23 protein-coding genes and 1 riboswitch are annotated in these 24,350 nt (G+C 53.4%); of the genes, 4 read left to right on the forward strand and 19 right to left on the reverse strand.

What is annotated here, in order from left to right; translation table 11 throughout:
• Positions 1-30: 30 nt before the first annotated feature.
• Positions 31-1,113: a tyrosine recombinase XerS gene (gene xerS, locus FLT43_RS04450; RefSeq protein ID WP_087441983.1), complete on the forward strand. Its 1,083-nt coding sequence runs from the start codon at positions 31-33 to the stop codon at positions 1,111-1,113.
• A gap of 98 nt (positions 1,114-1,211) precedes the next feature.
• Here the strand turns inward: xerS and FLT43_RS04455 are convergent, their stop codons facing one another.
• From FLT43_RS04455 to FLT43_RS04485, 7 genes are all read right to left on the reverse strand, one after another.
• Positions 1,212-1,961 (reverse strand): DUF4247 domain-containing protein, encoded by a 750-nt coding sequence (locus FLT43_RS04455; RefSeq protein ID WP_087441763.1) that lies wholly within the window; start codon positions 1,959-1,961, stop codon positions 1,212-1,214.
• Positions 1,962-1,972: 11 nt separating this feature from the next.
• Positions 1,973-2,479, reverse strand: coding sequence for a DUF4178 domain-containing protein (locus FLT43_RS04460; protein ID WP_087441764.1), 507 nt, complete (start codon positions 2,477-2,479; stop codon positions 1,973-1,975).
• A 30-nt stretch (positions 2,480-2,509) separates the two neighbouring features.
• On the reverse strand, positions 2,510-2,914 hold the full coding sequence (locus FLT43_RS04465) for a DUF350 domain-containing protein (protein ID WP_087441765.1): 405 nt from the start codon (positions 2,912-2,914) through the stop codon (positions 2,510-2,512).
• A 91-nt stretch (positions 2,915-3,005) separates the two neighbouring features.
• The gene (locus FLT43_RS04470) at positions 3,006-3,680 is read right to left on the reverse strand and encodes a PspA/IM30 family protein (protein ID WP_087441766.1); all 675 of its coding nucleotides are present in this window, start codon (positions 3,678-3,680) and stop codon (positions 3,006-3,008) included.
• Between the two features lie 236 nt (positions 3,681-3,916).
• The gene (gene lpdD / locus FLT43_RS04475) at positions 3,917-4,270 is read right to left on the reverse strand and encodes a prenylated flavin chaperone LpdD (RefSeq protein WP_087441767.1); all 354 of its coding nucleotides are present in this window, start codon (positions 4,268-4,270) and stop codon (positions 3,917-3,919) included.
• Positions 4,267-5,202 carry a dihydroorotate dehydrogenase gene (locus FLT43_RS04480; protein WP_087441768.1) on the reverse strand — a complete coding sequence of 312 codons (936 nt, stop codon included), beginning with the start codon at positions 5,200-5,202 and terminating at the stop codon, positions 4,267-4,269. The genes lpdD and FLT43_RS04480 overlap by 4 nt, the downstream gene beginning before the upstream one ends.
• A complete protein-coding gene (locus FLT43_RS04485) occupies positions 5,183-5,884 on the reverse strand; it encodes a dihydroorotate dehydrogenase electron transfer subunit (RefSeq protein WP_087441769.1) in 702 nt (233 codons plus the stop codon). Before FLT43_RS04485 ends, FLT43_RS04480 begins: the two co-directional genes overlap by 20 nt.
• Positions 5,885-6,029: 145 nt before the next feature.
• Here FLT43_RS04485 and FLT43_RS04490 point away from each other — a divergent pair, with 145 nt between their 5' ends.
• Complete coding sequence (locus FLT43_RS04490; protein WP_087441770.1) at positions 6,030-7,133, forward strand: polysaccharide deacetylase family protein; 1,104 nt, start codon at positions 6,030-6,032, stop codon at positions 7,131-7,133.
• Positions 7,134-7,198: 65 nt separating this feature from the next.
• On the opposite strand, the gene FLT43_RS04495 is transcribed toward FLT43_RS04490, so the two are convergent.
• The 11 genes from FLT43_RS04495 to FLT43_RS04545 all read right to left on the reverse strand — a co-directional run bounded on the left by FLT43_RS04495 (position 7,199) and on the right by FLT43_RS04545 (position 19,991).
• Entirely contained in the window at positions 7,199-8,032 is an 834-nt protein-coding gene (locus FLT43_RS04495) for a 3D domain-containing protein (RefSeq protein WP_087441771.1), read from the reverse strand.
• A 9-nt stretch (positions 8,033-8,041) separates the two neighbouring features.
• A riboswitch (cyclic di-AMP (ydaO/yuaA leader) is annotated at positions 8,042-8,203 on the reverse strand.
• A gap of 655 nt (positions 8,204-8,858) precedes the next feature.
• A complete protein-coding gene (locus tag FLT43_RS04500) occupies positions 8,859-9,581 on the reverse strand; it encodes an amino acid ABC transporter ATP-binding protein (protein ID WP_087441772.1) in 723 nt (240 codons plus the stop codon).
• Positions 9,565-10,227: an amino acid ABC transporter permease gene (locus FLT43_RS04505; protein WP_240927510.1), complete on the reverse strand. Its 663-nt coding sequence runs from the start codon at positions 10,225-10,227 to the stop codon at positions 9,565-9,567. Before FLT43_RS04505 ends, FLT43_RS04500 begins: the two co-directional genes overlap by 17 nt.
• A 92-nt stretch (positions 10,228-10,319) precedes the next feature.
• Complete coding sequence (locus FLT43_RS04510) at positions 10,320-11,099, reverse strand: transporter substrate-binding domain-containing protein (RefSeq protein ID WP_087441773.1); 780 nt, start codon at positions 11,097-11,099, stop codon at positions 10,320-10,322.
• 511 nt (positions 11,100-11,610) lie between these two features.
• Positions 11,611-13,470 (reverse strand): ATP-binding protein, encoded by a 1,860-nt coding sequence (locus FLT43_RS04515; RefSeq protein WP_087441775.1) that lies wholly within the window; start codon positions 13,468-13,470, stop codon positions 11,611-11,613.
• Positions 13,471-13,716: 246 nt separating this feature from the next.
• Positions 13,717-15,111 carry a sensor histidine kinase gene (locus FLT43_RS04520; RefSeq protein ID WP_087441985.1) on the reverse strand — a complete coding sequence of 465 codons (1,395 nt, stop codon included), beginning with the start codon at positions 15,109-15,111 and terminating at the stop codon, positions 13,717-13,719.
• 26 nt (positions 15,112-15,137) lie between these two features.
• Entirely contained in the window at positions 15,138-15,839 is a 702-nt protein-coding gene (locus FLT43_RS04525; protein ID WP_087441776.1) for a response regulator transcription factor, read from the reverse strand.
• Positions 15,840-15,858: 19 nt separating this feature from the next.
• A complete protein-coding gene (locus tag FLT43_RS04530; RefSeq protein WP_244194130.1) occupies positions 15,859-17,121 on the reverse strand; it encodes a hypothetical protein in 1,263 nt (420 codons plus the stop codon).
• 144 nt (positions 17,122-17,265) lie between these two features.
• Complete coding sequence (locus FLT43_RS04535) at positions 17,266-17,907, reverse strand: DUF3298 and DUF4163 domain-containing protein (RefSeq protein WP_087441777.1); 642 nt, start codon at positions 17,905-17,907, stop codon at positions 17,266-17,268.
• Positions 17,908-17,999: 92 nt separating this feature from the next.
• Positions 18,000-18,728 carry a phosphonate ABC transporter ATP-binding protein gene (locus FLT43_RS04540; protein ID WP_087441778.1) on the reverse strand — a complete coding sequence of 243 codons (729 nt, stop codon included), beginning with the start codon at positions 18,726-18,728 and terminating at the stop codon, positions 18,000-18,002.
• Positions 18,729-18,845: 117 nt separating this feature from the next.
• Positions 18,846-19,991 carry an MFS transporter gene (locus tag FLT43_RS04545; protein ID WP_087441779.1) on the reverse strand — a complete coding sequence of 382 codons (1,146 nt, stop codon included), beginning with the start codon at positions 19,989-19,991 and terminating at the stop codon, positions 18,846-18,848.
• A gap of 206 nt (positions 19,992-20,197) precedes the next feature.
• On the opposite strand from FLT43_RS04545, the gene FLT43_RS04550 reads away from it, so the two are divergent.
• Positions 20,198-21,109: an ArsR/SmtB family transcription factor gene (locus tag FLT43_RS04550; RefSeq protein ID WP_087441780.1), complete on the forward strand. Its 912-nt coding sequence runs from the start codon at positions 20,198-20,200 to the stop codon at positions 21,107-21,109.
• A 65-nt stretch (positions 21,110-21,174) separates the two neighbouring features.
• Entirely contained in the window at positions 21,175-21,924 is a 750-nt protein-coding gene (locus FLT43_RS04555) for an HAD family hydrolase (protein ID WP_087441781.1), read from the forward strand.
• Positions 21,925-22,042: 118 nt separating this feature from the next.
• Here the strand turns inward: FLT43_RS04555 and FLT43_RS04560 are convergent, their stop codons facing one another.
• A complete protein-coding gene (locus FLT43_RS04560) occupies positions 22,043-24,331 on the reverse strand; it encodes a type IA DNA topoisomerase (RefSeq protein ID WP_087441782.1) in 2,289 nt (762 codons plus the stop codon).
• Positions 24,332-24,350 lie beyond the last annotated feature (19 nt).

The raw sequence follows: 24,350 nt of genomic DNA on the forward strand, positions 1-24,350 counted from the left end.
ATAGACGAGGAAAGGAGTGCTCGACCGATGATGACGATTCAGAAAGCGAAGGATCGGGCGGCCCTGAATGCCAAGCTGCCTGGCTTGCCATGGTACATCCAGCAATTTATCGAATACAAGCTGCCGGATCTGTCCCCTTCTTCGCTGCTGGAATATGTGCGGGATTACGAGATTTTTTTGGGATGGATCGTGGCAGAGCGCCTGACCGAAGTGGAGCAGACACGGGATGTGACGCTTGCCGATCTGGAACAGCTGCGGATGGAGCATATTACGTCCTTCCGCATTTATTTAACGACATACAAAGAAGCGTCCAATTCGAGAGTGACGGTATCCCGTAAGCTCTCCTCGCTTCGCTCGCTATTTCACTATTTGAGCCAGATTGCGGAGGACGAGCAATTTTACCCGCTGTTGAAGCGGAATGTCATGGCGAAGATCGAGATCAAGCGCGTACATAAGCCGAAGGATACGGCAGCGAAGCTGAAGGGCAAGCTGCTGGAGGAGCAGGAACTGGACGAATTCGTCGAATATGTCCGAACCGGCTACGCTCATGACGTCGCCGACAATAAGCAGGCATCCCATGCCCATGCTCTCAATGCGGTGCGCGATGCTGCGATTGTCAGCCTGATCCTGAACTCCGGGCTGCGGGTAAGCGAAGTCGTCAACTTGAATATGGACGATGTCGATATGAACCGGAAGCTGGTCAACGTCTACCGCAAAGGCCATAATGACGACACCTTCAAGACGCCGGTCTATTTCCGCGACAGCGCCAAGCAGCATCTGCAGGATTATATTGACCTCAGATCCGAGCGCTATGCAGCCCCGAAGAAGGAACGCGCCTTCTTCCTCGCCATCAAGAACGGGGAGACAGAAGGCAAACGGATGACGAAGCGGGCCATGCAGCAGATGATCCTCAAATACGCGAAGCGGTTCGGCAAGCCGGCCCTCACCGTTCATAAGCTGCGCCACTCCTTCGCGACGGACTATTATTTGCATAATGATATTTACAAGACAAAGGAGCAGCTCGGCCATGCTTCGACGGAGACGACCGAGATCTACGCCCATCTGACGGACAAGACGATGTCCGAGGCGATCGAGCGCCGGGGAGAGGATTAGGGGCAGCGCTCTGGTGCGAGCTGGCTATCAGCGGCAATCCCTCCTCTCCGCATGCAAACGCCGCCCCTCCCGTGTAGCTACGGGAGGGGCGGCGCTGCTTACCTTCGCCGGAAAATGCTGCCTGAGCGGCTCCGCGTCTTCGGCGGTTTATACTTCTTCACCCTCGGCGGCGTGTACTTGGACGAATTATCGTACTCCTTTTTGTTCCTTGTGATCGAGCCCCGCGTATCGCTGTCCGACGGCGTACGCTTGAAGATGCTCCCCCCGCTGCCGACCGTCGAGTCGTTGCTGTTCGTGCCACGGCGGAAGATTGAACCCTTCCGTTCGACGGTAAGCGGAGGAATCTTCTTCTTCTCCTCGGTCGTCGGCGTCCGGTACGGCTTCGATGGCTTGTAATCCCCACGATCCGCATATCCCCGGTAGCCCCCCGCTCCTCGGAGCGAGTCGAACAGCGTATCCAGCAGACGATATTGGATGTACATCTCCAGGAAGCTGCGATCGTAATTGTTCTTTACATATTCTTTGGAATCGACCTCAATCAGGCTGTCATCCGGATTCGCCGGATCCTGCTGGATCTGAATCAGCTGATCGCGGTAGACCAGGAACATTCGCTCGGTACTCGTTTCCGATATTTGCTCCGGCCTGCGCTGTTCCGCAATCGCCTCGGCCGCCTCCGGCACCGGCGTATTCTCCGCGCGATAGATATAGGAAGTGCTGCTTCCGTCCCTCGCCACCGATTCCAGCGGATACGACGCGGACAGATCGATCTGTCCGCAAGCCGCCAGCAGCGGGAAGAGAAGGCTGGCGATAATGATCCATTTGACGGTGTTCCAACCCCGTGTATTCATGGCGGATCTCCTCATGATCGGCGGATGATGCGCACATCCGCCGCGATGACCGCTTCGCCTTCATACAACTGGAAGCGGCCGTCCTGCCATTCGATGCGGAGCAGCTTCCGGTCGTCGGACTGGTATTGCCATACATATTGCTCTCCAGCTGTGCCGAACGGCGTCTGCCCCGTGCAGATCACTCTGCCGTCATATTGATCCTCTAGATAGAACCATCTTCCGTCCAGTTCGATCTCCGTCGGAACCTCCTCCACCGAATCGAGCCGTCCGTCAATCACTTGATACAGGCTGTAATAAGGCTGTTCCCGTTCTTCTATATGCAAGTACCGGATGTTCGCCCCGTCACGCAAGGTAACCCAGGCACCCGGGCGAACCCGCCAATCGGTACGTCCGATGATCTCATAGCTGATTAGAGATACTTCGCAAATATCTCCCGGTTCCAACATGGACGGTTTTTTTTCGGGCTGCGGCGCCTCGGGCTTAGCCATTATGTTTTTGATCCGTTTCCACAAGCTCACCGTATCTCTCCTTCCGTTCCCGTCTGTCCGTTACAAACAGGCGGCGATGATGAGCGCGCCTACAACATGCATCGAACCGGCTACCAGGGCATATGACATCTGCCCCTGCTTCGTGCCTTCCTCCAGATTCATGCCGAACCCGCTCCGGAACAGCAGACGGAGGATGAACTCCAGAATGAGGAGGATGACGAAGGAGACGGCCGACATGAACAGCGCTTCGGCCAGGTTGTAGGCAACCTTAATCGAGCTCGACAGGATGAATCCTTGCGAGAACAGCTTCATGACGAAGCGGGTCGTCACCGCAACGTTCCCTGCCCGCATTTCCTGAATATCATTGTAACCCGTGAACAGCGAATCCACGAACATGAGCAAGAACAGGAGCAAAGCTCCCGTTGCCGTCCATAGCGCAATCCCGGCAATATTGTCGAGAATCATGTTAATACTGCACTCCCCTTACCGTTCGATGAGATTTCTGCACCTATCTGGTTAAGAAGGACGCTTGCCCTGGCGGCAAGCGTCCTTACTCTTACTCAGCGGATTTATCGTATTTTTTCATGATGGCCGCGAGTTCGTCTTCAACGTCCTTGTTCTTGCCAAGCTTGGCGAACTCGTCGTCAAGCGATTTGGAAGAACCGTTCATCTCGTTCGAGGCTTCGGCCTGAGCTTCCATTGCCAGCATTTTGTCTTCCATCCGTTTCAACCCGGACATCGCCGTATCGGAGCCGAACCCGGCCATCGCCTTGTTGATTTCCGTCTGTGCCTTCGCCGCATTGTAGCGTGCGACCAGCGTCTCGCGCTTGCTCTTCATGTCGGAATACTGCTTCCGCATCTCGTCCAGCTTCGCGCGAAGGTTGTCGGCGGAAGCCTTATTCTGCTCGTAGCTCGCCTTGAACTCATTCATTTTCTCTTCGGCCGCTTTTTTCTCTTCCAGCGCCCGGCGGGCAAGATCCAGATTATCGGCCTGCACGGCGATATGCGCCTGCTCCTCCCGCTTCTTCACCAGTGCGGCTTGCTCCTCGTACGATTGCTTGAAGCGCTTCTCAATCGCGATCTGCTGAGCTACCGCACGTTCTGCTTCCTCCAGATCCTGTTGCATGTCCCGCAAGTATTGATCGGTCATCTTGATAGGATCTTCGGCTTTCTCGATTAGCGCATAAATGTTGGACATGGTTACATCACGCAAGCGTTTGAATAATGACATGGACAGTTCCTCCCTATGCAGTCTTATCCTCAGTGTATCCTGGAAACCTTGGATTCCTGGGCAAATTGTTAATCCGTGTTTATACCCATACATACGAATGGAATCCGGCGTTGTTTCACTTTTTTTTGCTCTTCCTATTTTATCATGCTGAGGAGGAGAAGGATAGCTGTCACAGCAGGTCTCTGTATACAGAGAATGCCGGGGCCGTCACAGCGACCCCGGCATAATAATCGGACTTACCGGCGAACCCGGTCCAATTCGATAGTGAATCTCCGCCACGCCTGCTCTACGACCTTCGCGATATCTTCCTTCCGCAGATCGTCGTAATGAATGCCAGCGGCGACGGTTACAGTCGTATCCAGCGCTTCCGCTGCTCGGAGGGCCATGGCCGCGCTGAGCTCGTCCTCACGATGCCCGGGAACGGTATGTGTGGCAACATTCCACTGTCCCGCTTCCTTCCACGAGGTCGATACGGCGCCGATATGCGCATCTCCTCCGCTTACTAGGAACAACCAATCCCGCCCTTGCCGAATGCCCTCGACCCGGATATCGGCTCCGGGCGGAGCCGTTTCATTATAGGTCCCGCTCACGAAATAATTCCCCTGATTTCATCCAAACTGTTAATATTCTCTTTTTCCATAAAGGCCGTCAGACCGTTCAGCAGATCTTCCCCTGCCCGCAGATTCATGAAATTGTACGTACCGATCTGAACCACTGCGGCTCCCGCCATTATAAACTCAATGATATCTTCCGAAGAGGAAATGCCGCCCATTCCCATTACCGGAATCGTGACCGCCTGCGCCACTTGATGCACCATGCGGAGCGCAATCGGCTTGATAGCCGGACCGGATAGCCCCGCATACGTATTTTGGAACACGCTGCGCCGCTCGTAGATGTCAATTTTCATCGCGGAAAATGTATTGACGAGCGACACGCATTCCGCTCCCTCCTCTTGGCACATGACCGCCATGCCGACCACATTCTCCGCATTCGGCGACAGCTTGACCGCCAGCGGCAGGGAAGTCACCTGCCGTACTTCCCGAATCACTTCCCGGGCGACCTCGGTCCGAATCCCGAAGGCCATGCCGCCCTCCTTCACATTGGGGCAGGATATATTCAACTCAATCATATCTACCGCGGGCCGGTTCAATTTGCGGCGGTCCTCGGCATCCTTCGTAATCTTCAATGCGCCGAGCACATAATCCTCGATAGTGCTCCCGCCAAGATTAGCGATTTTGACTGGTTCTATCTTCTCCCAGAACTTCATCTCTTCCTGAAGAAACGCATCGACGCCCGGATTTTCCAAGCCGACACTATTCAGAATCCCGCTTGCCGTCTCCCATATACGGGTTCCCTCATTACCAGGACGCGGATGCAAGGTGAGTCCTTTGGAGGCGATGCCGCCAAGCTGATTGATATCATAGTATTGGGCATACTCCTGCCCGAAGCCGAATGTGCCGGAAGCCATGACAAGCGGGTTTTTGAACTCGATTCCCGCCACATTACACGCTAAGCTTCTCATGCCACGTCACCTCCTGTGCCTGAAATACCGGTCCGTCTGAGCAGACCTTGCGGTTGCCGCTTGCCGTTCGCACGGAGCAGCCGTAGCAGGCTCCAATGCCGCAAGCCATTCTTTTCTCCAGAGACACGTACAGCTTCGTATCTAATCCTTCCGCCATGCGGGCTGCCGCCTCCATCATTCCTAGCGGTCCGCATACAAAGATATTGTCGTATTTCTTCATATCGACATCAAGCAGCAGATTCGCATCGACCCGGACGACAAGCTCACTCGCATAGGGAGCAAATGCTTCCGTCATATAGGACGCTCCCCGAAATCCGAGATAAATATCCGGCTTGTCCAATTGTCTCGCCGTGTACAGAAGGGGCGCAATGCCGATGCCTCCGCCGACTAGCGCGGTCTTCCCGTCAACTTCCGGGAACCCGTTGCCGAACGGCCCCTCCAACTGAATCGAATCGCCAGGGCGAAGACTTGCGAATCGGGCTGTTCCTTCGCCTCCGACTTTGTACAGAAACTGGATGGAGTCCGGCTCCAAATTGTAGATACTGATCGGACGGGACAGAACCGGATAATGGGTCCATGCCCTTAACATATAGAATTGCCCCATCCGGCCTTCAAAAGTGCCCTCTACTGTCATGAGATAAACATCTTGAGCTATCTGATTGTTGGTAAGAATCTTATGCACGTGTCTGCTCCTTTGTTCACCTTTAGCAATTCTACTATGCCTGTAACGGCGCCATTCATCTGTGATGCAGGTCACGTTGGGCATAAATCCCCCTGACAAAGGACATAACAAGAAGACAGGTGGAATCGGGAAAGGAGGAAGATTATTGCGCACAAAACAGATATGCTGTCTGCTGGTGTGCCTGGTAGGAGTAACCGGCTGCTTTCCGCGTTCGCATCAGGCTGCTCCGGATCCGCAGCTGAACACGTTGGACACGAACCAGCCATCAGCGGAGTTAACATCGCGACAGCCGCCCCATGAAGCGGTGGAACGACCTGAGACCGGCAAGGGCACGATATCCTTCGTCCTGGAGGACAAACCGCATCCGCTGCCGCATCAGCCCCTGCCCTTGCCCAAGTTCCACTTGACGACGAAGGACCCGGCCCACACGGAATCCGTCAATGAAGGCGTCCGTTCTGACACCATGGGACGGAAGGCCGTGGAAAAGAAATCCGTCATGAAGCCAAAGGAGCCGCGGAGCCCGGAGCCAGCCCAGTCTGCATCTCAGAATACGAAATCCGGAATAAGCCAGCGCAATTTGAGCTTGGCTCAGCTTAGAATGAAATACCCGCACATTTTCAAGCTTCATGGATCCAAGCGCGGACTCCGCCGAGTCGCCCTTACCTTCGATGATGTTCCCGATAACCGAATAACCCCGCTTGTACTGGATATTTTGCGGGAACATAACATTCGTGCGACCTTCTTTCTCGTCGGCTCTCGGGCGAAAGCCCATCCCGAGTTGGTTCGGCGCATTGTCCGGGAAGGCCATATTATCGGCAATCATTCTTACAGCCATCCGTTAATGACGAAGCTGACGCTGCCTGCCTTCGAGCAGCAAGTGAAGGATGCGGAACGGGCAATTGAAGAAATTATCGGTTACAAGCCAAGGTTCTATCGCCCTCCCTTCGGAGAGATCAATGAAGAGCAATTGAAATGGGCCGGGGATCACGGCTATCTCGTCGTCAATTGGGACGTCGATTCCAACGACTGGCGGGGCTTGAACGCTAAGGAAGTATACAATAACGTAATGAGCGCGGTCAGGCCCGGTTCAATCGTGCTTCATCATGCCGGAGGAAGCAAGCAGAATGGTTACTTGCAGGGAACACTCAAAGCCCTACCGTCCATCATTAAGCAATTGAAGCAGCAGCGGTACCACTTTGTCACCGTGCCGGAGCTGCTCCAGGACCGCAAGGACAAAAAAGACAATTGAAACTGTCTTACACGCAAAACAACCCCTGCCGCTATGGACAGGGGTTGAACCTATACTGATATCAATTAAGACATAATGTACACTTCAACATTTTGAATGCCGAAGGTACTGCCGATCTGCTTGCTCACCGGAACGAAAATATCAATCTTGTTGCCATTGATGGCACCGCCGATATCGCGGGCTTCCGCGATGAATCCGCCTTGCGGCAGATGCTTGAACTGATAACCGGTGATGAACAGCTTCGTTCCCAATGGTATGGCCTTCGGGTCGACGGCTACTGTCCCCAGCTTCAATGGGTTGCCGAAGTAATCGACAGCGCCCCATTTTCCGTTTTCACTCGCATGGGCCGTATACGCGGTGGCCTTCATGTTCACTTTCTTTTTATATGTCATCTCCTTGCCGGAGACCGTAATTACGTTCTTCTTCGCCGTTGCCGCAACCGGCTTCGCTTTCTCCTCGGTCTGCGGCTTCGATGCCGGCTTCGCTTTCTCCTCGGTTTGCGGTTTCGCTTTCTCCTCCGTCTGCGGCATCGCTGCCGGCGCAGCGGCCTCTTTCGCAGCTTTTGCTGGCTTGTCCTCAGATGCTTCAGCCTTGTCCGCTGCCGATGCGTCCTTATCCCTATCGGCTTCAATCAATTCCGCGTTCTCTGATTCCACCGCCAGACCTTGCAGGGTCTTTTTCGGAAGCTCCAGCTTCAGCCCTCCATAGATATTTAAAGGATCGATGTTGGCGTTCGCCTTCATCAATTCATCCAGATCAATCTGATGCTTCTTCGCAAGCGTATAGAAGGTATCTCCTTCCTGAGCAGTGTAGGGCTCGGCATAAACTGGCATCATTTGAAATACCAGATTCAATCCCAGCAGTGCCGTTGTAAGCTTTAATATCGTTTTTTTCCGCATATAGTATATGTTCCCCCTTAAGATAGCCTGCGAGGTTAGTTGTCGGATTCGGGTCAAGGAGTACCCTACATGCCGGCGATTCGCCAGCTCTGATTCACCCCAAGGCGCTCATCCCGTTATGAATGAACACCGGTCAATCATCCCCCGTACTATGTTCGGCTCGAATTGCATCATATCACAATTTTGTAACCTATGCGCAGTCAGTTAATGGTAAATACGAAATAAAATGCCTCTTAATCCTGTAAAATGGGCCGAAATAACGTATGAAATCGCTTTATCCAGTCCCCAAAGCATTAGGTATGTAACAAAATTGTAACCAGCGACTCCTACTATATCATAGATTACAAATTTGTAAACAGTTTGGACTCTTCCTATTATTGGACATGTCCAAACTACTGGTATCATGCAACTCTGAGCAATATCCCCGTCTGTCAGGGAGCTTGTTGCCTTTGGGGCACTAACCCTGTCGGTCAGGTGTCTCACTGCCTTTTCGTCACTATCCCCATCCGTCAGGTGTCTTGCTGCCTTTTGGTCAATATCCCTGTCCGTCAGGTGTTTTGTTGCCTTTCGGTCACTTTCCCTATCCTTCAGGTGGCTCCCGCTTTTGGAGCTGTCGGGGATATTGCTTATAAGGGGCAAGGGGCAGCTTTATGTTTCAGAGGTGAAAAGCGGATAAGTACGGGGCTTCTTTTTCGCATAGTAAGGAACGCACGTCAACAGTCGGCAGCAGAAACAGAACCAGCCGGGATTCCCGGCTGGTTGCGGCCTCGGAGCGGTAAATCAATAACCGTCTCCATCGATTTATAATTGTGTCCGTCGAATTCGTTTAGAGAACTTGTCCAAGGAATTCTTGCGTGCGGGGGTGCTGGGGCGCCGAGAACAATTGCTGCGGCGGTCCCTGCTCGACGATATGCCCGCCATCCATGAACACGATGCGATCTCCGACTTCGCGCGCAAAACCCATCTCATGCGTTACGATCACCATCGTCATACCGTCTCGGGCGAGCGACTTCATTACTTCCAGCACTTCACCGACCATCTCGGGATCCAGGGCGGATGTCGGCTCGTCGAACAGCATGACATGCGGCTCCATCGCCAGCGCCCGCGCAATCGCAATCCGCTGCTTCTGTCCGCCGGACAGCTGGTCAGGGTAAGCGGATGCCTTGTCGGCCAATCCGACCTTCTTCAAGAGCTCCATTGCGATCGCCTCCGCTTCCGCCTTGCTTCTCCCTTTTACTTTAATCGGGGCCAGCGTAATGTTGTCCATTACCGACATATGAGGGAACAGGTTGAAGGATTGAAAGACCATGCCCATTTTGGCTCGCGTCGCGTTAATATCATGCTTTTTGTCGTTGATTTTCATGCCTTCGAACAAAATATCGCCTGCCGTCGGCGTCTCCAACAGATTAAGACAGCGCAGGAAGGTGCTCTTGCCCGAGCCGCTCGGACCGATCACAACGACGACTTCCCCTTGCTCGATCTTCATGTTCAGGCCGTTCAAAATGTTCAGCTCTCCGTACGATTTATGCAGGTCACGAATTTCGATCATTCTTCAACTTCCTTTCCAGCAGACCGATTGCCTTCGACAGCGGAATCGTCAGCACGAGGTACATCATGGCCGCTCCAAGTAACGGCCCCATAGCCGTATACGTCTTGCTGCGGATAATATCCGTCTGGAACATAATGTCCGCGATTCCGATCAGACTGACAATCGAGCTCTCCTTGATAATGGTGACGAACTCGTTCCCAATTGCGGGAATAACCGTACGGAATGCCTGCGGTAAAATAATATATCTCATCGTCATGCCCTTGGACATGCCAAGCGAACGTGCGGCTTCCGCCTGCCCCTTATCGACCGCCTGAATACCCGATCGGAAAATTTCCGCCAAGTAAGCCGAGCTGTTAATCGATACGGCAATTGCGCCGGAAGTGAACTTGCTGAATTCGATGCCGAACTGAGCCAGTCCGAAATGAATAATAAACAATTGCACCAGCAGCGGAGTGCCGCGAAGAAGCTCAATATAGACGACTGCGAACCAGTTCAACGGCTTGAACGGCCCGATCCGCATCAATACAATAATTATGCCAAGCACGAAGCCGGCGAGCACCGCCACCAGCGATAGCAGCACCGTAATTTGGGCTCCGGACAAATAATCCCATTTATAGTCCCATAGCATAGAGAGCCAGTCCAACAACAGCCTCTTCCCCTTTCCAATCTCTGCCTGTCATGTAATAGAACGAAAAAGAGCGGCTTACGCCGCCTCTTTTTCCCCGTGTGAATCGGGCCTTATTGCTCTTCCGCCATCTGGGTCGCCTTCGTAATGAACTCGTCCAGCTTGCCCTCCGATTTCAGGCGGGCAATCGTCTTGTTCGCAGCTTCGACCATCTTCGGACTGCCTTTGCGGAAGCCGATGACATAGCCATCGCTCGCCGGCTGCAGCACCGCATCCGACATCTCCAGTTCAGGACGGTTCGAGGCATAAGCCTTCGCGACCGGCTTCTCAACGATGACCGCTTCTACCCGGTTCGACTCGAGCGCCAAGACGAGATCACTTACCTTGGCAAGCAATTCAGGCTGCGCTTCCGGAATCTGTGAAATGACATTCTCGAAAGTCGAGCCTTTCTGAATCCCGATCTTCATCCCTTTCAAATCTTCCGGCGTCTTGTACTTGTCCTTGTCCGCGGCACGCACGATGACACCTGCCTCAGCCAGGTAGTATGGATCGGAGAAGTCTACCGCCTTGGCCCGATCCGGAGTTGGATCCATACCGGAGATAACCATGTCCAGCTTGTCCGTATTTAAAGCTCCGATTAGCGATTCGAACTTCATATCTTCAACCTTTAATTCAACGCCCAGATCCTTCGCAATCTCGTTCGCCAAGTCGATGTCGAAGCCGACAATTTCATCCTTGCCGTTTATCGTCTTGTGGAATTCGAATGGAGGATAATCGGCGCTGACGCCGACGACGAGCGTCTTCTTGCTCATAATATTGTCGTAACTATCTCCTTTGGCTCCGCAGCCAACCAGAATGGCCATTAATAGCGAACATACCGCTACGATCTTCATTGTTCTCACTATACTTCATCCCCACTTCTCTGATTATCCTTCCTTCCCATGATAGGAGGATTTCGGTCGTTCCCAATTATACATGATGATGTATAGATATACAATGGTTCAGAACAAAAAAAGATGCTGGAATAGCTGATTTTACGGGGGAATTCACCAATTAAAGAAATAAATGCCGATCAATTGTGCAGGGAACTGATTTATTACTAAAATGTGCAAATTTTCGGTTTTTCATCCAAATACCTGAGTAAAACCGGCAAATTCATATTTATTCTTCAATTCTGCTATTGACATCCTATTTTTGGCACAAATTCAATAGGCAAGCGTCCGTTTTCTCAGGCTAGAAAAGCATCATCCTTTCCTGTGCCATTTTCGATCTATTTCTTGGAATATTCAACCTATTCCGAAGCTTATGCGGCCGAACGACTTAATATGTATAATTATGTATATAATTACGCATACAACGGCAGGAAGAACATGTCTTTGAACACGAGCTTCCCGCCGTTCAACTTCACGGAGCAGGATCTGAGATCTCCGGAATAAGTGGGAAACGGATATGTATAAGTGTTTTGCCCGGATCGGAAGAGATCTCCATGCTTCCCTGATGGCGATCTACGATTCGGAAGCAGATGGACAGCCCCAAGCCGGTTCCGCCCGCTTTCGTCGTCAGGAAGGGAGTCCCCGCCGACTGCAAAACCGTCGCGTCAAAGCCAGGCCCTTCATCTTCGACCTCAAGATGTATCGCATGGTCATCATGCCAGGTCCGAACCGTCAGCGTCTGATTCGCTTCCATCGCCTCCAGCCCGTTGCGAATCAGATTATGCAGCAGCTGGCGAATTTCTTTTTCATCCATCTCGAAATCAGGCACCGGATTCAGCTCAAGCCGAATCTCCTGACAATCTGTTGTCGCGGACGCTTGCACGAGCGGATAAATATGACTGATAACATCGTTCAATGATTGCTTGCGGAATTCGACGACTTTGTGCTGCGCCAACGTCAAGTATTCCGTAATGATGGAGTTCGCACGCTCGATTTCTTCCATCATCGTGTCGAAATAAACATGCTCCTTCACATGCTCCGGCTTGCTGCGGAGCAGCTGCAGAAATCCTTTGACCGTCGTCAACGGATTGCGTATCTCATGGCTGATGGCCGCCGCCATCTCACCCACAACCTTCAAGGCGCCCATTCGCTTCAACTCCTGCTCGAGCTGTACTTGCTTGTGGAGCGAATCGGTCACCCGGTTCATATGCTCGCCAAGCAACCGGAATTCATTATGCTGATCGTGCTCCACCCGCACATTATAATCCCCCTTGGCAAGTCGGGACGAGGCATCGACCAGACTGCGCAAAGGCCGGTGAATGAGGCGGCGGATCCACATATGCAAAAGCAGTGCGACGACAACTGCAGCCAACGTAAAGGTGCAGAACGTCACCCAAGTGACGTGATAAAGAACGGAGTCGATAACCGTTGCCGGGAGCATAATCATCGCAATCCAGTCCGTCTCTTTCAAGCCAACTGTATACACGATCATTTTACGATCCTGATACCTTGTCATCGATGACGTCTCGGCGGTCTGATCGATATCTTTTTTGACCTGCTCGAATATTGGAATCAGATCTTCATCGAAATCCCGGTACAGATTGGCGAAGATGCTATGCTGTTCGTCCGGGTCATAGAGCAGATCTCCGTCTCTCGTAACGAGCAAGGTCTTGCTGTCCGGATGGAAGCTGAGGCTAGATCCGACCTGCTGCAAATCATTGTAATGGATATCGATGCCGGCCACACCCACCAGCAGCCCCTCCTGATCGTAGACCGGCGTACTGATAGACAGCAGGGGCTGATGTGTAAACGGATCAATAAAAGGGGCGGTAATATGCGTACCGCCGCTCTTCGCGGCCCCATGATAGTAATCGAAGCGCGAATCGCTCTCATAGACGTGCGACGATGCATCTAACTCCTGACCGCTCTTTATTTGGAGAGGCATTCCATTCTCATCATAACCATACCAGACGAAGTACTGTCCCTGGTTACGATAGGTCGACTGTGCTGTGAACCAATAGCCATTGACGAATTGGTTGGGACTTCCTGCGAAGAGCCTCGTCGCGCTCCTGACGTCGGAAGACACGTCATCCGACAGCCGGTAAAGCTCGCGGATAATGCGAGAAAACGTTTCCACCGATTTCTTGTGATGAAGGAGTGCCGAATCCACCTCATTCGCAGCCAGCTTCACCTGATTCAAATAATTCTCTGTCATATTCCGCTGAATGATCGATTGTACCGCTCGGTGGGAGAAAAATGAAATGACAGCAAGTGCGGCAATAACGGTCACAAAGATGCGGACCATCATCTGCCGGTGGATCGTCCGTAACATAACAGCCTCCGTTTGGCCCGGCGGCTCTCACTGCATCGCCAGAGCCCAGTCTCTAATACTAACGGATTTCAATCTTGGACAATGACATAAAACGATGGCTTGCGACATTTCCTACGATCAAGTTCGATCCCATTATAGTATGTTTTATCGATCATAGATATCATATCTTCCATTTTCCATAAAAAAAGACTTTTGTATACGTTCATATATACAAAAGTCTTGTTCATTTACACAAAAGTCATAGGATTACTGCTTCTCTTCCTCCGGTTCGCTTGCGGCGGGCTGATGAATCGGCAGCGTCACAATCACCGTCGTACCCACATCCGGCTTGCTCTCGATCGTCATGTCGCCATGATGCGCCTTCACTAGCTCATACGTTATGGCTAAGCCCAATCCCGTGCCGCCATGGCTCGGGTTCACCTGATAGAACTTATCCATGACTTTGGCCAAATGCTCCTTGCTGATGCCGATCCCCTGATCCACGATGCGAACGACCACGTTGTTCTCGTCCCATGTCGAATGGACCGTAATTACTGATTCATTCGGAGAGAACTTCACCGCATTGTCAATCAGATTGAGAAAGACTTGCTTCAGCCGGTTCGCATCGCCAGAGATAGGCTGCTCCCCGCCGCGGGAACGAACCTCAATATGAATCTGCTTCTGCTCGGCCTTCATTTTTACCTGCAAAACCGTGTCTTCCAATATGCCTGATAAATAGACTGGCGACCAATTGAATTGCAGCTTATTCTCCTGCAGCTTCGAGAAGTCAAGCAGTTCCTCGACCAGCCCGATAAGCCGATCGGTCTCCTTCAGGATGACGTTCATCCCCAGCTTGCTCTCTTCTTCCTCGAACTGTCCAGAGAGAAGCGTCTCGCTCCACCCCTTAATCCCGGTTAGCGGCGTGCGCAGCTCATGCGAGATCGAGGAGACGAAGTCATTCTTAAGCTGATTGCTGCGGACGATCTCATGGGCCATGAAATTGAGCGTCCGGGCCAGCTCGCCGATCTCATACTGGTACTCTTCCTTGATCCGAACATCGAATCGTCCCTTCGCCATCTGGGCAGAGGCGCTCGTAATCTCATTGATCGGCTTCACGATGGAATTCGCCAGGCCGATGCTGATAATGAGCACGACGATGAGAACTGCGATCGCAATGACAACAGACAGCAGCACGATGCTGTTAATGCGCGCATTGACCAAGTCCAGCGAAGTGACCAGACGGACGATATAGACGATATCTCCCTTCGCATAGATCGGAGACGCGATCGACATCACCGCCTCTCCCGTTCCCGGCTGCTTGCCGATCCACTTCCCTACCGTCCCGCTCTGGGCACTGATGAAGTCGGCCGTGGCGACCGGCTTGTCCACCCGGAAGTAGCTGGACGATATCAGCACCTCGCCTTGCGGACTCAGAATCTGCACTTCCGCCTTCTTCATATTGTACTGCTTCAGCAGCACGGGGAGCCAGCTTCGGTCTTGCGTATTGACCCCCGCATTGCCTTGTTGGTAGAACGATGTCGTGACACTCAAATGAGACGACATATGGCTAGAAATCGAATCATAATAATAGGAACGGACAGCGATAAGAAATATCGCCTCCAAAATAAGCATCGTCAAGAACACGACGATAAAATAGTGCATTACTACGGAACGCCGTATTCCCGGCTTTAGCATGAAGAGGAGCCTTTCCATTTATATCCATGTCCCCAGACTGTTTCTAAATATTTCGGCGACGAAGGTTCATCCTCGATTTTTTGCCGCAGGCGGCGGATATTAACATCGACAATCTTCGGATCGCCCATATAATCTTTGCCCCATACATAATCAAGCAGCACATCGCGGCTTAATGTCATATCTTCCTTCTCCATGAAGAACTGAACCAGCGAGAACTCCGTCGGAGTCAAATCAATTGATTGGTTATGCTTCGTGAACCGCTTCGCGATCAGATCGAGCGTGAACGGCCCCGAATGATAGACGACTTTCTGTGATGGCTGCTGATAGGCGTTGACCCGGCGCAGAAGAGACTGAATGCGGGCCACCAGCTCCGTCGGACTGAACGGCTTGCTCACATGATCGTCGGCACCGACCGACAACGCGTATACCTTATCCTGCTCCTGAACCTTGGCTGTGAGGAAAATAATGCCCATCCGCTCATTGAACTGGCGGACACGGCGGCATACCTCGAAGCCGTCAATGCCCGGAACCATCACGTCGAGCAGCGCAATATCAATCGTATTGTCGTTAACTAGGATCTGATAGGCATCGTTGCCGTTGGCGGCCTCCACCACATCGAATCCGTTGCGCTTCAGGTTGATGACAATAAAGCTGCGAATGGATTCTTCATCTTCCAGAATGAGTATCTTCGTCATCTCTTCCCGTCTCCTTCTTTCATTCATTGCTTTCCCGGTTCATATCCGGAATCTTCGGGGTGCCTCTGTTCAGCATCAGCGGCTCCTTGCTGAAGACGCCGATAATGGTATCTCCATACGAACTGAGATAGGTCCACTTCTCCTTGTACGTCTCCCACATTTCCGGGTTGAAAAACTTAATCTCGGCCAGTGTCTCATTCGTATGCATGTCCATAAACCGGATATATTCATCCTTCTTCGACTTCGTATCAATCGTTACCCGGCCATACCACGAATTCGGCAGCTTCAGCTGGAACCGCTCCTCATAGTCGCGGTACTGCTTCTCGACCAGCTTCAATCCGTTCTTCTCGTCCCATTGATAGTAGCTCGTGAAATACGGAATAACGTATGACTCATAAATATCCCAGCCCGGCGGCATCTCAGGAATCGCGATCTCGATAATGCCATCTCCATTCATGTCACCGCTGGCTATATTATACGGCTTGATCGCCATCTCTTCCGGCAGAATCGAGATGAGCTGATTATCCTCTGTCAACTTGATAATATCCGTCACGCCGTAATTGGCGCCAGCCACCGCGTCAAGCACAATTCCTTTTTGGTTCTTGCTGATATTGCCTGAAATCATGTTCGTATACATATTCACGTCTTTGTCCAGCGACACTTCATTCTGCTTGGCCATCTTCCCGTCCTTGAAATCGTACATGGCCAGCACCGGCGGCATGTCGCGGCGGTTATTGACGATGTATAACTGGTTCTTCCCGTCCCCGACCAGATCATCGATGACGAACTGGGAATAGGGCTGCTCGAATATTTTGACGATGCCGTCCTGCGTGAACGTGTAGACGACCAATCCTTTGTTCAGATCCTTGTCGCTGCCTCCATAGCCGACGACGAGATCCAGCTTGTTGTCATGGGTCAAGTCCACGAGCTCGACCCGATCTAGGCTGACCCCTACCCCGTCGAACTCGACCACCTTGTTCCACGTCTCTCCATCGCTATGGAAGACGAGTCCGTGCAGGCGCACATCCTTGTCCGGCGTCTCGTAAAACACAATTGCCGTATCCGCCCGCCCGTCATTGTTCAGATCGGCAAGCCGTATGGCGCTAGCATCCTCGGCATTGGCTGGCCGTAACATTTCCGCCTCTTTCGGCATTTGCGAGGAAATAATGGTCATTATCTTTGCTTTATCCTCAGGAAGCCGGGGCATGCTCATTAATGACTTCGGATCCTCCAGCCAATCGCATCCGCTGAGCAGGATGCAGGCCAGGAGAAGAAGTGACACGCTCCGTATCCACCGCATTGTCATTCCGCTTATCACTCTTTCATCAGTTCGATTTATCCTGATTATATTTTAACAGATTACATCCTCCATCATTATAAAAAAAAACTGTCACCGAAAGGTGACAATACCATGACAAACCCCGTGCTAGTACCAGAGCGCGTCGATCATTCCATTCTCTGCCTTGATATCCTGCAACGTATAGATGGATATCGGAAAATATTGAAAACCATATGCGTATGGAGCCAGCTCATACAGGCCGAAGAACAGGACAAGCGCTTTGTCCGTCATATAAAAATCTTGATCCGGCCGAATCTCGGTGAACGGCTCCAATACGGGAATGCCGCGTGCCTTAATCTGGGCGGCTACCTGCTCCGACAACACCTTCACATACGGGGCTCCCGGCTTGAACAGATCCGCCAGCTTCAGCTCCCGCCCGTTCCTGACATCCATCGTCATCCCGGCCTGATAGGTCATCCCGTGCGCAGCATGATCTGTATATCCGTATACGAGGAGAGTGAGGCTAATATAATGGCGCTCATTCAGCTTGATCTCGTAGGAGCCCGTTACCTCCGTGTCCGGCGCTTCGCCGTAGCCGGTCATTCGAATGAGCCGGACCGCCTGGCGGTGTATCGCCTTATTCATGCGGGATACCGCTTGTTCGTCCCCGTCACGGCCGCGAATCTGAGGCACATAGACGGTCAGCTTCGGTCTGCGGATGACATACGTATCCACCTGAACAGGCAGCGGGTACATTGATGTGGCATCCGCTTCCGTTGATGTGCGCATTCCTATCCCCTCGCTTCATCATTGGTCATAAGCCCAATATATGCGAGGAGCGGCGCAGCGTGACATTCGCCTAACCGGCATTCCGCATTGCATTAATGTATGAGCGCTTTCTCCGATTGGAGCAGGCGGCGCCCCTTCACGTCGACCGCGATCCGCCCTTCCTTCATTCCCCAGATGCGGGTCGCATATTTCTCGGCCAGCTCCGCCTGATGGAAGACGGCGATCACGATCTTCCGCTCCCGCTGGCACAAGCTGCGGAATGTCTCCAGCACCGACTCAGCGGCCTTCGGATCCAGCCCGAGCACCGGCTCGTCCGCCAAGAGAACGTTGGCCCCGTGCACGAGCGCACGCGCAATGGCGACACGCTGGCGCTCCCCGCCGCTGAGCTTGCTCGACTGGTCATGCGCCTTGTCCAGCAAGCCGAGCATCTCGAGCGTGTCCATCGCCCCCATATAATCGTCTGATCGAACAATGCCCAGAGCCATCCGCCAGAGCGGCGTCTGATGGAAGCGGCCGATGAGCACGTTTTTCAGCACTTTTCGATTCAGATTAAGGACCGGATTCTGTTCCAGGTAAGCAAATTCGCGCATTACCTTGCGCTTGCCGTTGACCTGATTCTCGAAAATATTAACCCCATCGACGTTATACTTGCCGCTCGTCCAGCTCTCGCGCATCGCGATGCATTTGAGCAGCGTCGATTTCCCGCTGCCGCTTGCACCGATAACGCCGACGAATTCGCCAGGCTCGAGCTCGAAGCTCAATCGATCCAAGATAGGCGGGGCCGGCGGATACCGTTTGACCAGACGTTCTACTTTAATCATGGCATTGACTCCTCTCTATCCGCTGAAGACATTCCGTTGTGATTTCTTTCAGGTTGTTCTCCAAAATCCGCTTGCGATGCTTTTGAACATATATTTATAAGTGTAGGAAGATGCGACCTAACTTGCAAGCGTTTTTGCCTGCCGCTTGAAGATCAAGCCGAGCAGAGAGAAGCCGATGTACCAGAGGCCGAGCAGGTAGAACATACTGCCCATGGACACATATTGCAGCCCCAAGCCGGCCAGGTTCGGCCCGATAATGCTGCCCAGGCTGAAGTGAACGGATGCGATCACATTGGCGGAGGGCAGATAAGCCTTCGGCAAAATATCCGCGGCATAGGCCAAGCCAAGCGAGAAAAAGGAGCCGACCAAGCCGCCGATGAGCACAAATAGAATCAAGATCCCCCAGACGCTCGTTCCGACGAACGGAACGAGAAGGAATCCCGCTCCTCCGGTCAGACCGCAAGCCATCAAGACCTTTTTGCGGTCGATCTTGTCGCTCAGTATGCCGAGCGGAAGCTGCAGGATAAGGCCGCCGATGCCGAAGAACGGCAGCAGGTACGAGATCCAGTGCTCCTCCAGGCCGATGCGCAGCGCATAGATCGGGAAGTTGCTGTTCATCGATGCTTCCATATAGCCGTACAAAAACGCCGGCAGCAGCGCGAACCACGCCCATTGATAAGAGCGGGCATACCGCTTCTCGGGACGAGCGCCCTCATGCAAGCCTTCCACCGGCTGATTCGGCAGCACGAACAGGACGAGCCCGATGACGACAAGGAACAGCGCGCCCATCACCAGGAACGGTGCGGAATCATGCACGCGGAGCAGATTAATGCCGAGCGGACCGAAGCTGAAGCCAAGTCCGTAGGCCATCCCGTACAGCGAAATATTCCGTCCGCGCCGATGAGCCGGGCTAACGGAGACCGCCCACAGCTGAGTCGCGTAATGCAGCGCGCTATCCCCCAGGCCGACAATCATCCGGAGTACGAACCAGACATAGATGTTGTGCAGCAGCGGGAACAGTACGATCGCTGCCGTTACGACAATCAGTCCGCCGAGAAGCATTCGCTTGTACCCCACCCGGAGCAGGATCCGTTCGACGGCGAACATCATGGCGAAGACGCCGACGTACAACGCCGTCGCATTCAGCGCATTCAGATCGGAAGGGACGCCCATCCGCTCCAGGAAGATGGTTAAGAGCGGGAGCAGCATCCCTTGACTCAACCCGGTAAATGTGACAACAATAATGAGAATGAAAAATTGCATGCTTGGAGAATTCGTAGTGAAACGCCTTGCTGACATGGACTTTCCTCCACAATTACTATGATTTGAACGCCTGAAGCGGCGGCACGCGGCCGCCCCCTGCAAGCTTCATTGGACACCAACATTTCAACATTATAGTAGACAATAGGATACAACACAATTCATAATGATAGAGTAACGCAATGTTATCCAAGGGGGCTCCGTAAGGCATGACCTACCATGTTCGTATCGACTATTCATCGGTATATGAACTTATTGGAAGCTTTATGTTGTTCGTTCACCGCAAGTGGATCCGCAACGTAGAGAACGGAATGGAATGGGCGCGCAGCATCGAGCAGCAGCTCCCTCCGCAGTGGAATGCGTACAGCGAGAAGATCCGGAAGCATTCGTTAAGCGACTTCGACATGCTCTACGCGCTGGCGCTGGAGCGGAATCATAACGATATTCCTTCCTATCTCGAGCAACTGGAGCAGCTGACTCCGGCCGAATGGGACCGAGTCGGTCTGGAGAACGGCCTGCGCCTGGGCTCCTTCCGGCTGGAACGCTGCCTGGAGCTATATGTACCGGCGCTCCGGTTCTGGTATGAACACTATATCCGTCACTCACTTCCGGAATGGGAACCGATCCTTCTGCATGACGCGGAAGAGAAGCGGCGGTTATTGGACAAAATAAAGCCGCAGGATCTCATCGAGCTGGCCACGAACGGCGTCGTCATTCCGGAGCACGAGTCGCTTGACGAAGTGATTCTTGCCCCGATGTGGCACTATCGCCCGATTAATAACAACTGTACGTTCCGTAGCCGGATTCTCATCCTGTACCCGGTGGACAAGCCGGAACCGGATCTGATGGTCCCGTCGCACAACCTGCGCCGCATGACCGAAGCATTGGCCGACGAGAAGCGGCTGCGCATCTTGCGGCTGGTCGGCCAGAAGCCGTATACGTTCGAGGAAATCCAGGAATACATTCCGCTGTCGACGGGAGCGCTCAAGCATCATCTGGCGGTCCTGCGCTCCGCAGGCTATATCCGGACGTACTGGAACGGCAAAGTGCAGCGCATCTCGCTACGCCCGGAAGGGCTGGCGGATTTATCCGCTTTTCTCGAAGCCTACATACATTCATGACAGCAAGCCTGATTGCAGCCTCTTGCGCTGTTGCGGCTCTGATAGCGTCAAGGAGGTGATTCGGCATGACCGTAATGCCGAGACAGACAATATTATTCGATCTGGACGATACGCTCGTCCATTGCAACAAATATTTTGACATCGTCATTCAACAATTTCTCGATTCGATGATGACGTGGTTCGCCCCGTGGAAGCTGCCGGCCGAGGACATTCGCGCCGTGCAGGTCCGAATCGATATCGCCGGCGTGCAGGACAACGGCTTTCATAGCGAGCACTTCCCGCGCTCGTTCATCCAAACTTACGAGCACTTCTGCACACTGACCGGCCGCGCCCCGGCCGCCGACGAGTCCGAGCTGCTCTGGAAGCTCGGAATGAGCGTCTACGAGTTCGAGATCGAGCCTTATCCCGGCATGATCGATACGCTTGACCGGCTGCGGGATGACGGACATGAGCTCTTCCTGTATACCGGCGGGGAACCCGTCATACAAGGGCGCAAAATTGAGCAAATGAAGCTGTCGGACTACTTCGGAGATCGGATATTCATCCGCCGGCACAAGACAGCGGATGCATTGTCCTCCATTGTGCAGGAACAGGGCTTCCGGACGGAGAGCACCTGGATGATCGGCAATTCACTGCGTACTGACGTGATTCCCGCCCTGCTGTCCGGCCTGAATGCGATCTACTTGAAGCAGGCGAACGAATGGGCATTTAACATCGTCGACATCGATGCCGAGCCGAATGGCGCCTTCGAGACGATCCAGCAGCTAACCGACGTGCCTCGCGTCATTCGCAACTGGATATTGACCCTGCGGTAATAGGACAGGCCGGCTCCCCAGAGCCGGCCTTCTGTTATACTGGGCATAACGATGCCCCTAGGCCGGCATGACATCCCCTCGTCCTGCCAGCGCATGCCGCATGGCATGGCACCCAAGGTTATGCCTCTGTCGCCAACTCCCCGGTCTCCACACTCGCCAGGACAATCCGGGCTTGCGTCTCGGAGCCATCCGGCAAGATCAGCTTCATCTTCGCGGTCTTGCCCTTCTCGATCAGCGCCTTCACCTGCGTGTCGCTCAGCTTGCGGCCGAAGCTCTCCTTCCAGATGACGAAGCCGCAGCCCTGCTTGTAATTCGAGCAACCGTACCCTTTGCGCCCCATAAAAATCATGCCTCCGCAGCCGGCGCGCGGACAAGTCCCGACGATGGCCGGCCCCTCGCTCCGCTGCGGCTCCGCAGCCTTAGCCGCTGCTCCCCGCTGCGGAGATAGCCGGCTCCCGGCCGCTGCCGAATTGCCCTCCGCAGGTTCCGCCGCAGTGGACGCTTGTCCGGCCGCGCCCTTGCGCCGGCGCGTGCTCCCCTGCTTCGGCTCGGCGCTCTCGAAGGAGGTCTTCGCCGCCCGCGCCTGCAGCCTCACCTTGTCTACAATCATCGTTGCGAATTTTTTGACATTTTCCATAAATTGCACATCAGAAGCCGCGCCCCGGGATATTTCCGTCAACCGGCGCTCCCATTGCCCAGTCATCTCCGGCGAGGTCAGCAGATCAATGCCGGCTCCCCGGATAAGCTCGACTGCCGTACGGCCTTTTTGCGTCACCTGAATCGTCTTGCCCTTCATCTCAATATAGCCCACTTTTTTGAGACGTTCGATCGTGGCAGCGCGAGTGGCCGGCGTCCCCAAGCCGGAATCCTTCATCGCATCGCGCAGCTGCTCGTCTTCAATCTGCTTGCCCGCGCTCTCCATCGCCTTAAGGAGCGTCCCCTCCGTATATGGCTTGGGCGGTTGAGTTTCCTTGTCCTTGACGATGGCTTGGACGCAATGAACCGCCTCGTTCGGATTCACCCGGAACGGCTCCTCGACCTCGATCTCTTCCGCTTCCTCCTCACCCTTGCGCTTCCCTCTTCCGGACTTGGGCTTCTCCTTCTTCATATCGGCATAAATAGCTTTCCAGCCAATATGGAGCAGCTCCTTGACCGAGGTTTTGAATGTCTCTTGCTCGACCTCCGTCATCACCGTATGGACCTTGTATTCCGCAGCCGGATAGAACTGGGACAGGAAGCGGCGCACGATAAGATCGTACAGCTTCTGTTCATCGGGAGACAGGCCCGATGCCTTCCGCTGGGTCGGCAGAATCGCATGGTGATCCTCCACCTTGGCCGGATTGCATATGTACTTGTTCCCTTTATGAACGAGAGTCCGGTTCGCACCCTTCACCCACTCGTCATAGGCTGTGCCCTGGAGCACGGACAGCGCCTTGTGCATCTCCGGAATGTTCTGCTCCGTCACATAGTTCGAATTCGTCCGCGGATAAGAGATGACTTTATGCTTCTCGTACAGCGACTGGGCGATATCCAACGTTTTCTTCGCCGAGAACGAGTAGCGGCTGTTCGCCTCCCGCTGCAGCAAGGTCAGATCATACAGCCGCAAAGGATATTCCTTCGTCTCCTTCGCCTGATAAGAGGCGATCCGTCCCGGCTTCCCCCGCACCTTCGCAGCCAAGGCCTCAGCTTGCGCCCGGTCGGTGATCCGATCGCCCTGCCACAGCCCCAGGTATGTGCCATCCCGTTGCGAGAAATGGCCTTCTACCTCGAAATAAGTCAAAGAAGTAAAGGCTTCAATCTGCTTATGCCGTTCGTAGATTAACGCCAAGACAGGCGTCTGCACTCTGCCTACGGACAGCAGCACGTTATGCTTCGTCGTGAACGCGCGCGACCCATTCATGCCAATCAGCCAATCCGCTTCGCTGCGGGCGCTCGCCGCTCTGGTCAGATTGTCATATTCCGATCCGTCCTTCAGCTCGGCGAAGCCCCGCCGAATCGTCTCCGGGGTCAGATCGGATATCCAGAGCCGCTTCACCGGATGCTTTAATTTCAAATAACGCTGGATGAGCGAAAAGATATATTGTCCTTCCCTTCCCGCGTCGCAAGCGTTAACCAGCAGATTGCAGCGCTTGGCCAGTTCGGCGATGACCTTCAGTTGATCCTTCGTCTTGCGATAAGCGATCAGCTTGAAGTCGCCGGGAATAATCGGAAGGTCGTTAATGCTCCATCTCTTATACTTCAGATCATAGGCTTCCGGCTCGGCGAGTCCGACCAAATGACCGATCGCCCACGTAATGATGTACGTCTCCCCTTCCAGATAGGTACGGTGATTTTTCGCTTTCGGTTCTATGGCGGCAGCGATATTCCGTCCCATATCCGGCTTCTCCGCAATAATCAGCGTCTTCATCTGCTCCCCCCGTCTCTCT

The sequence above is a fragment of the Paenibacillus thiaminolyticus genome (genome assembly GCF_007066085.1).
Lineage (GTDB): Bacteria > Bacillota > Bacilli > Paenibacillales > Paenibacillaceae > Paenibacillus_B > Paenibacillus_B thiaminolyticus.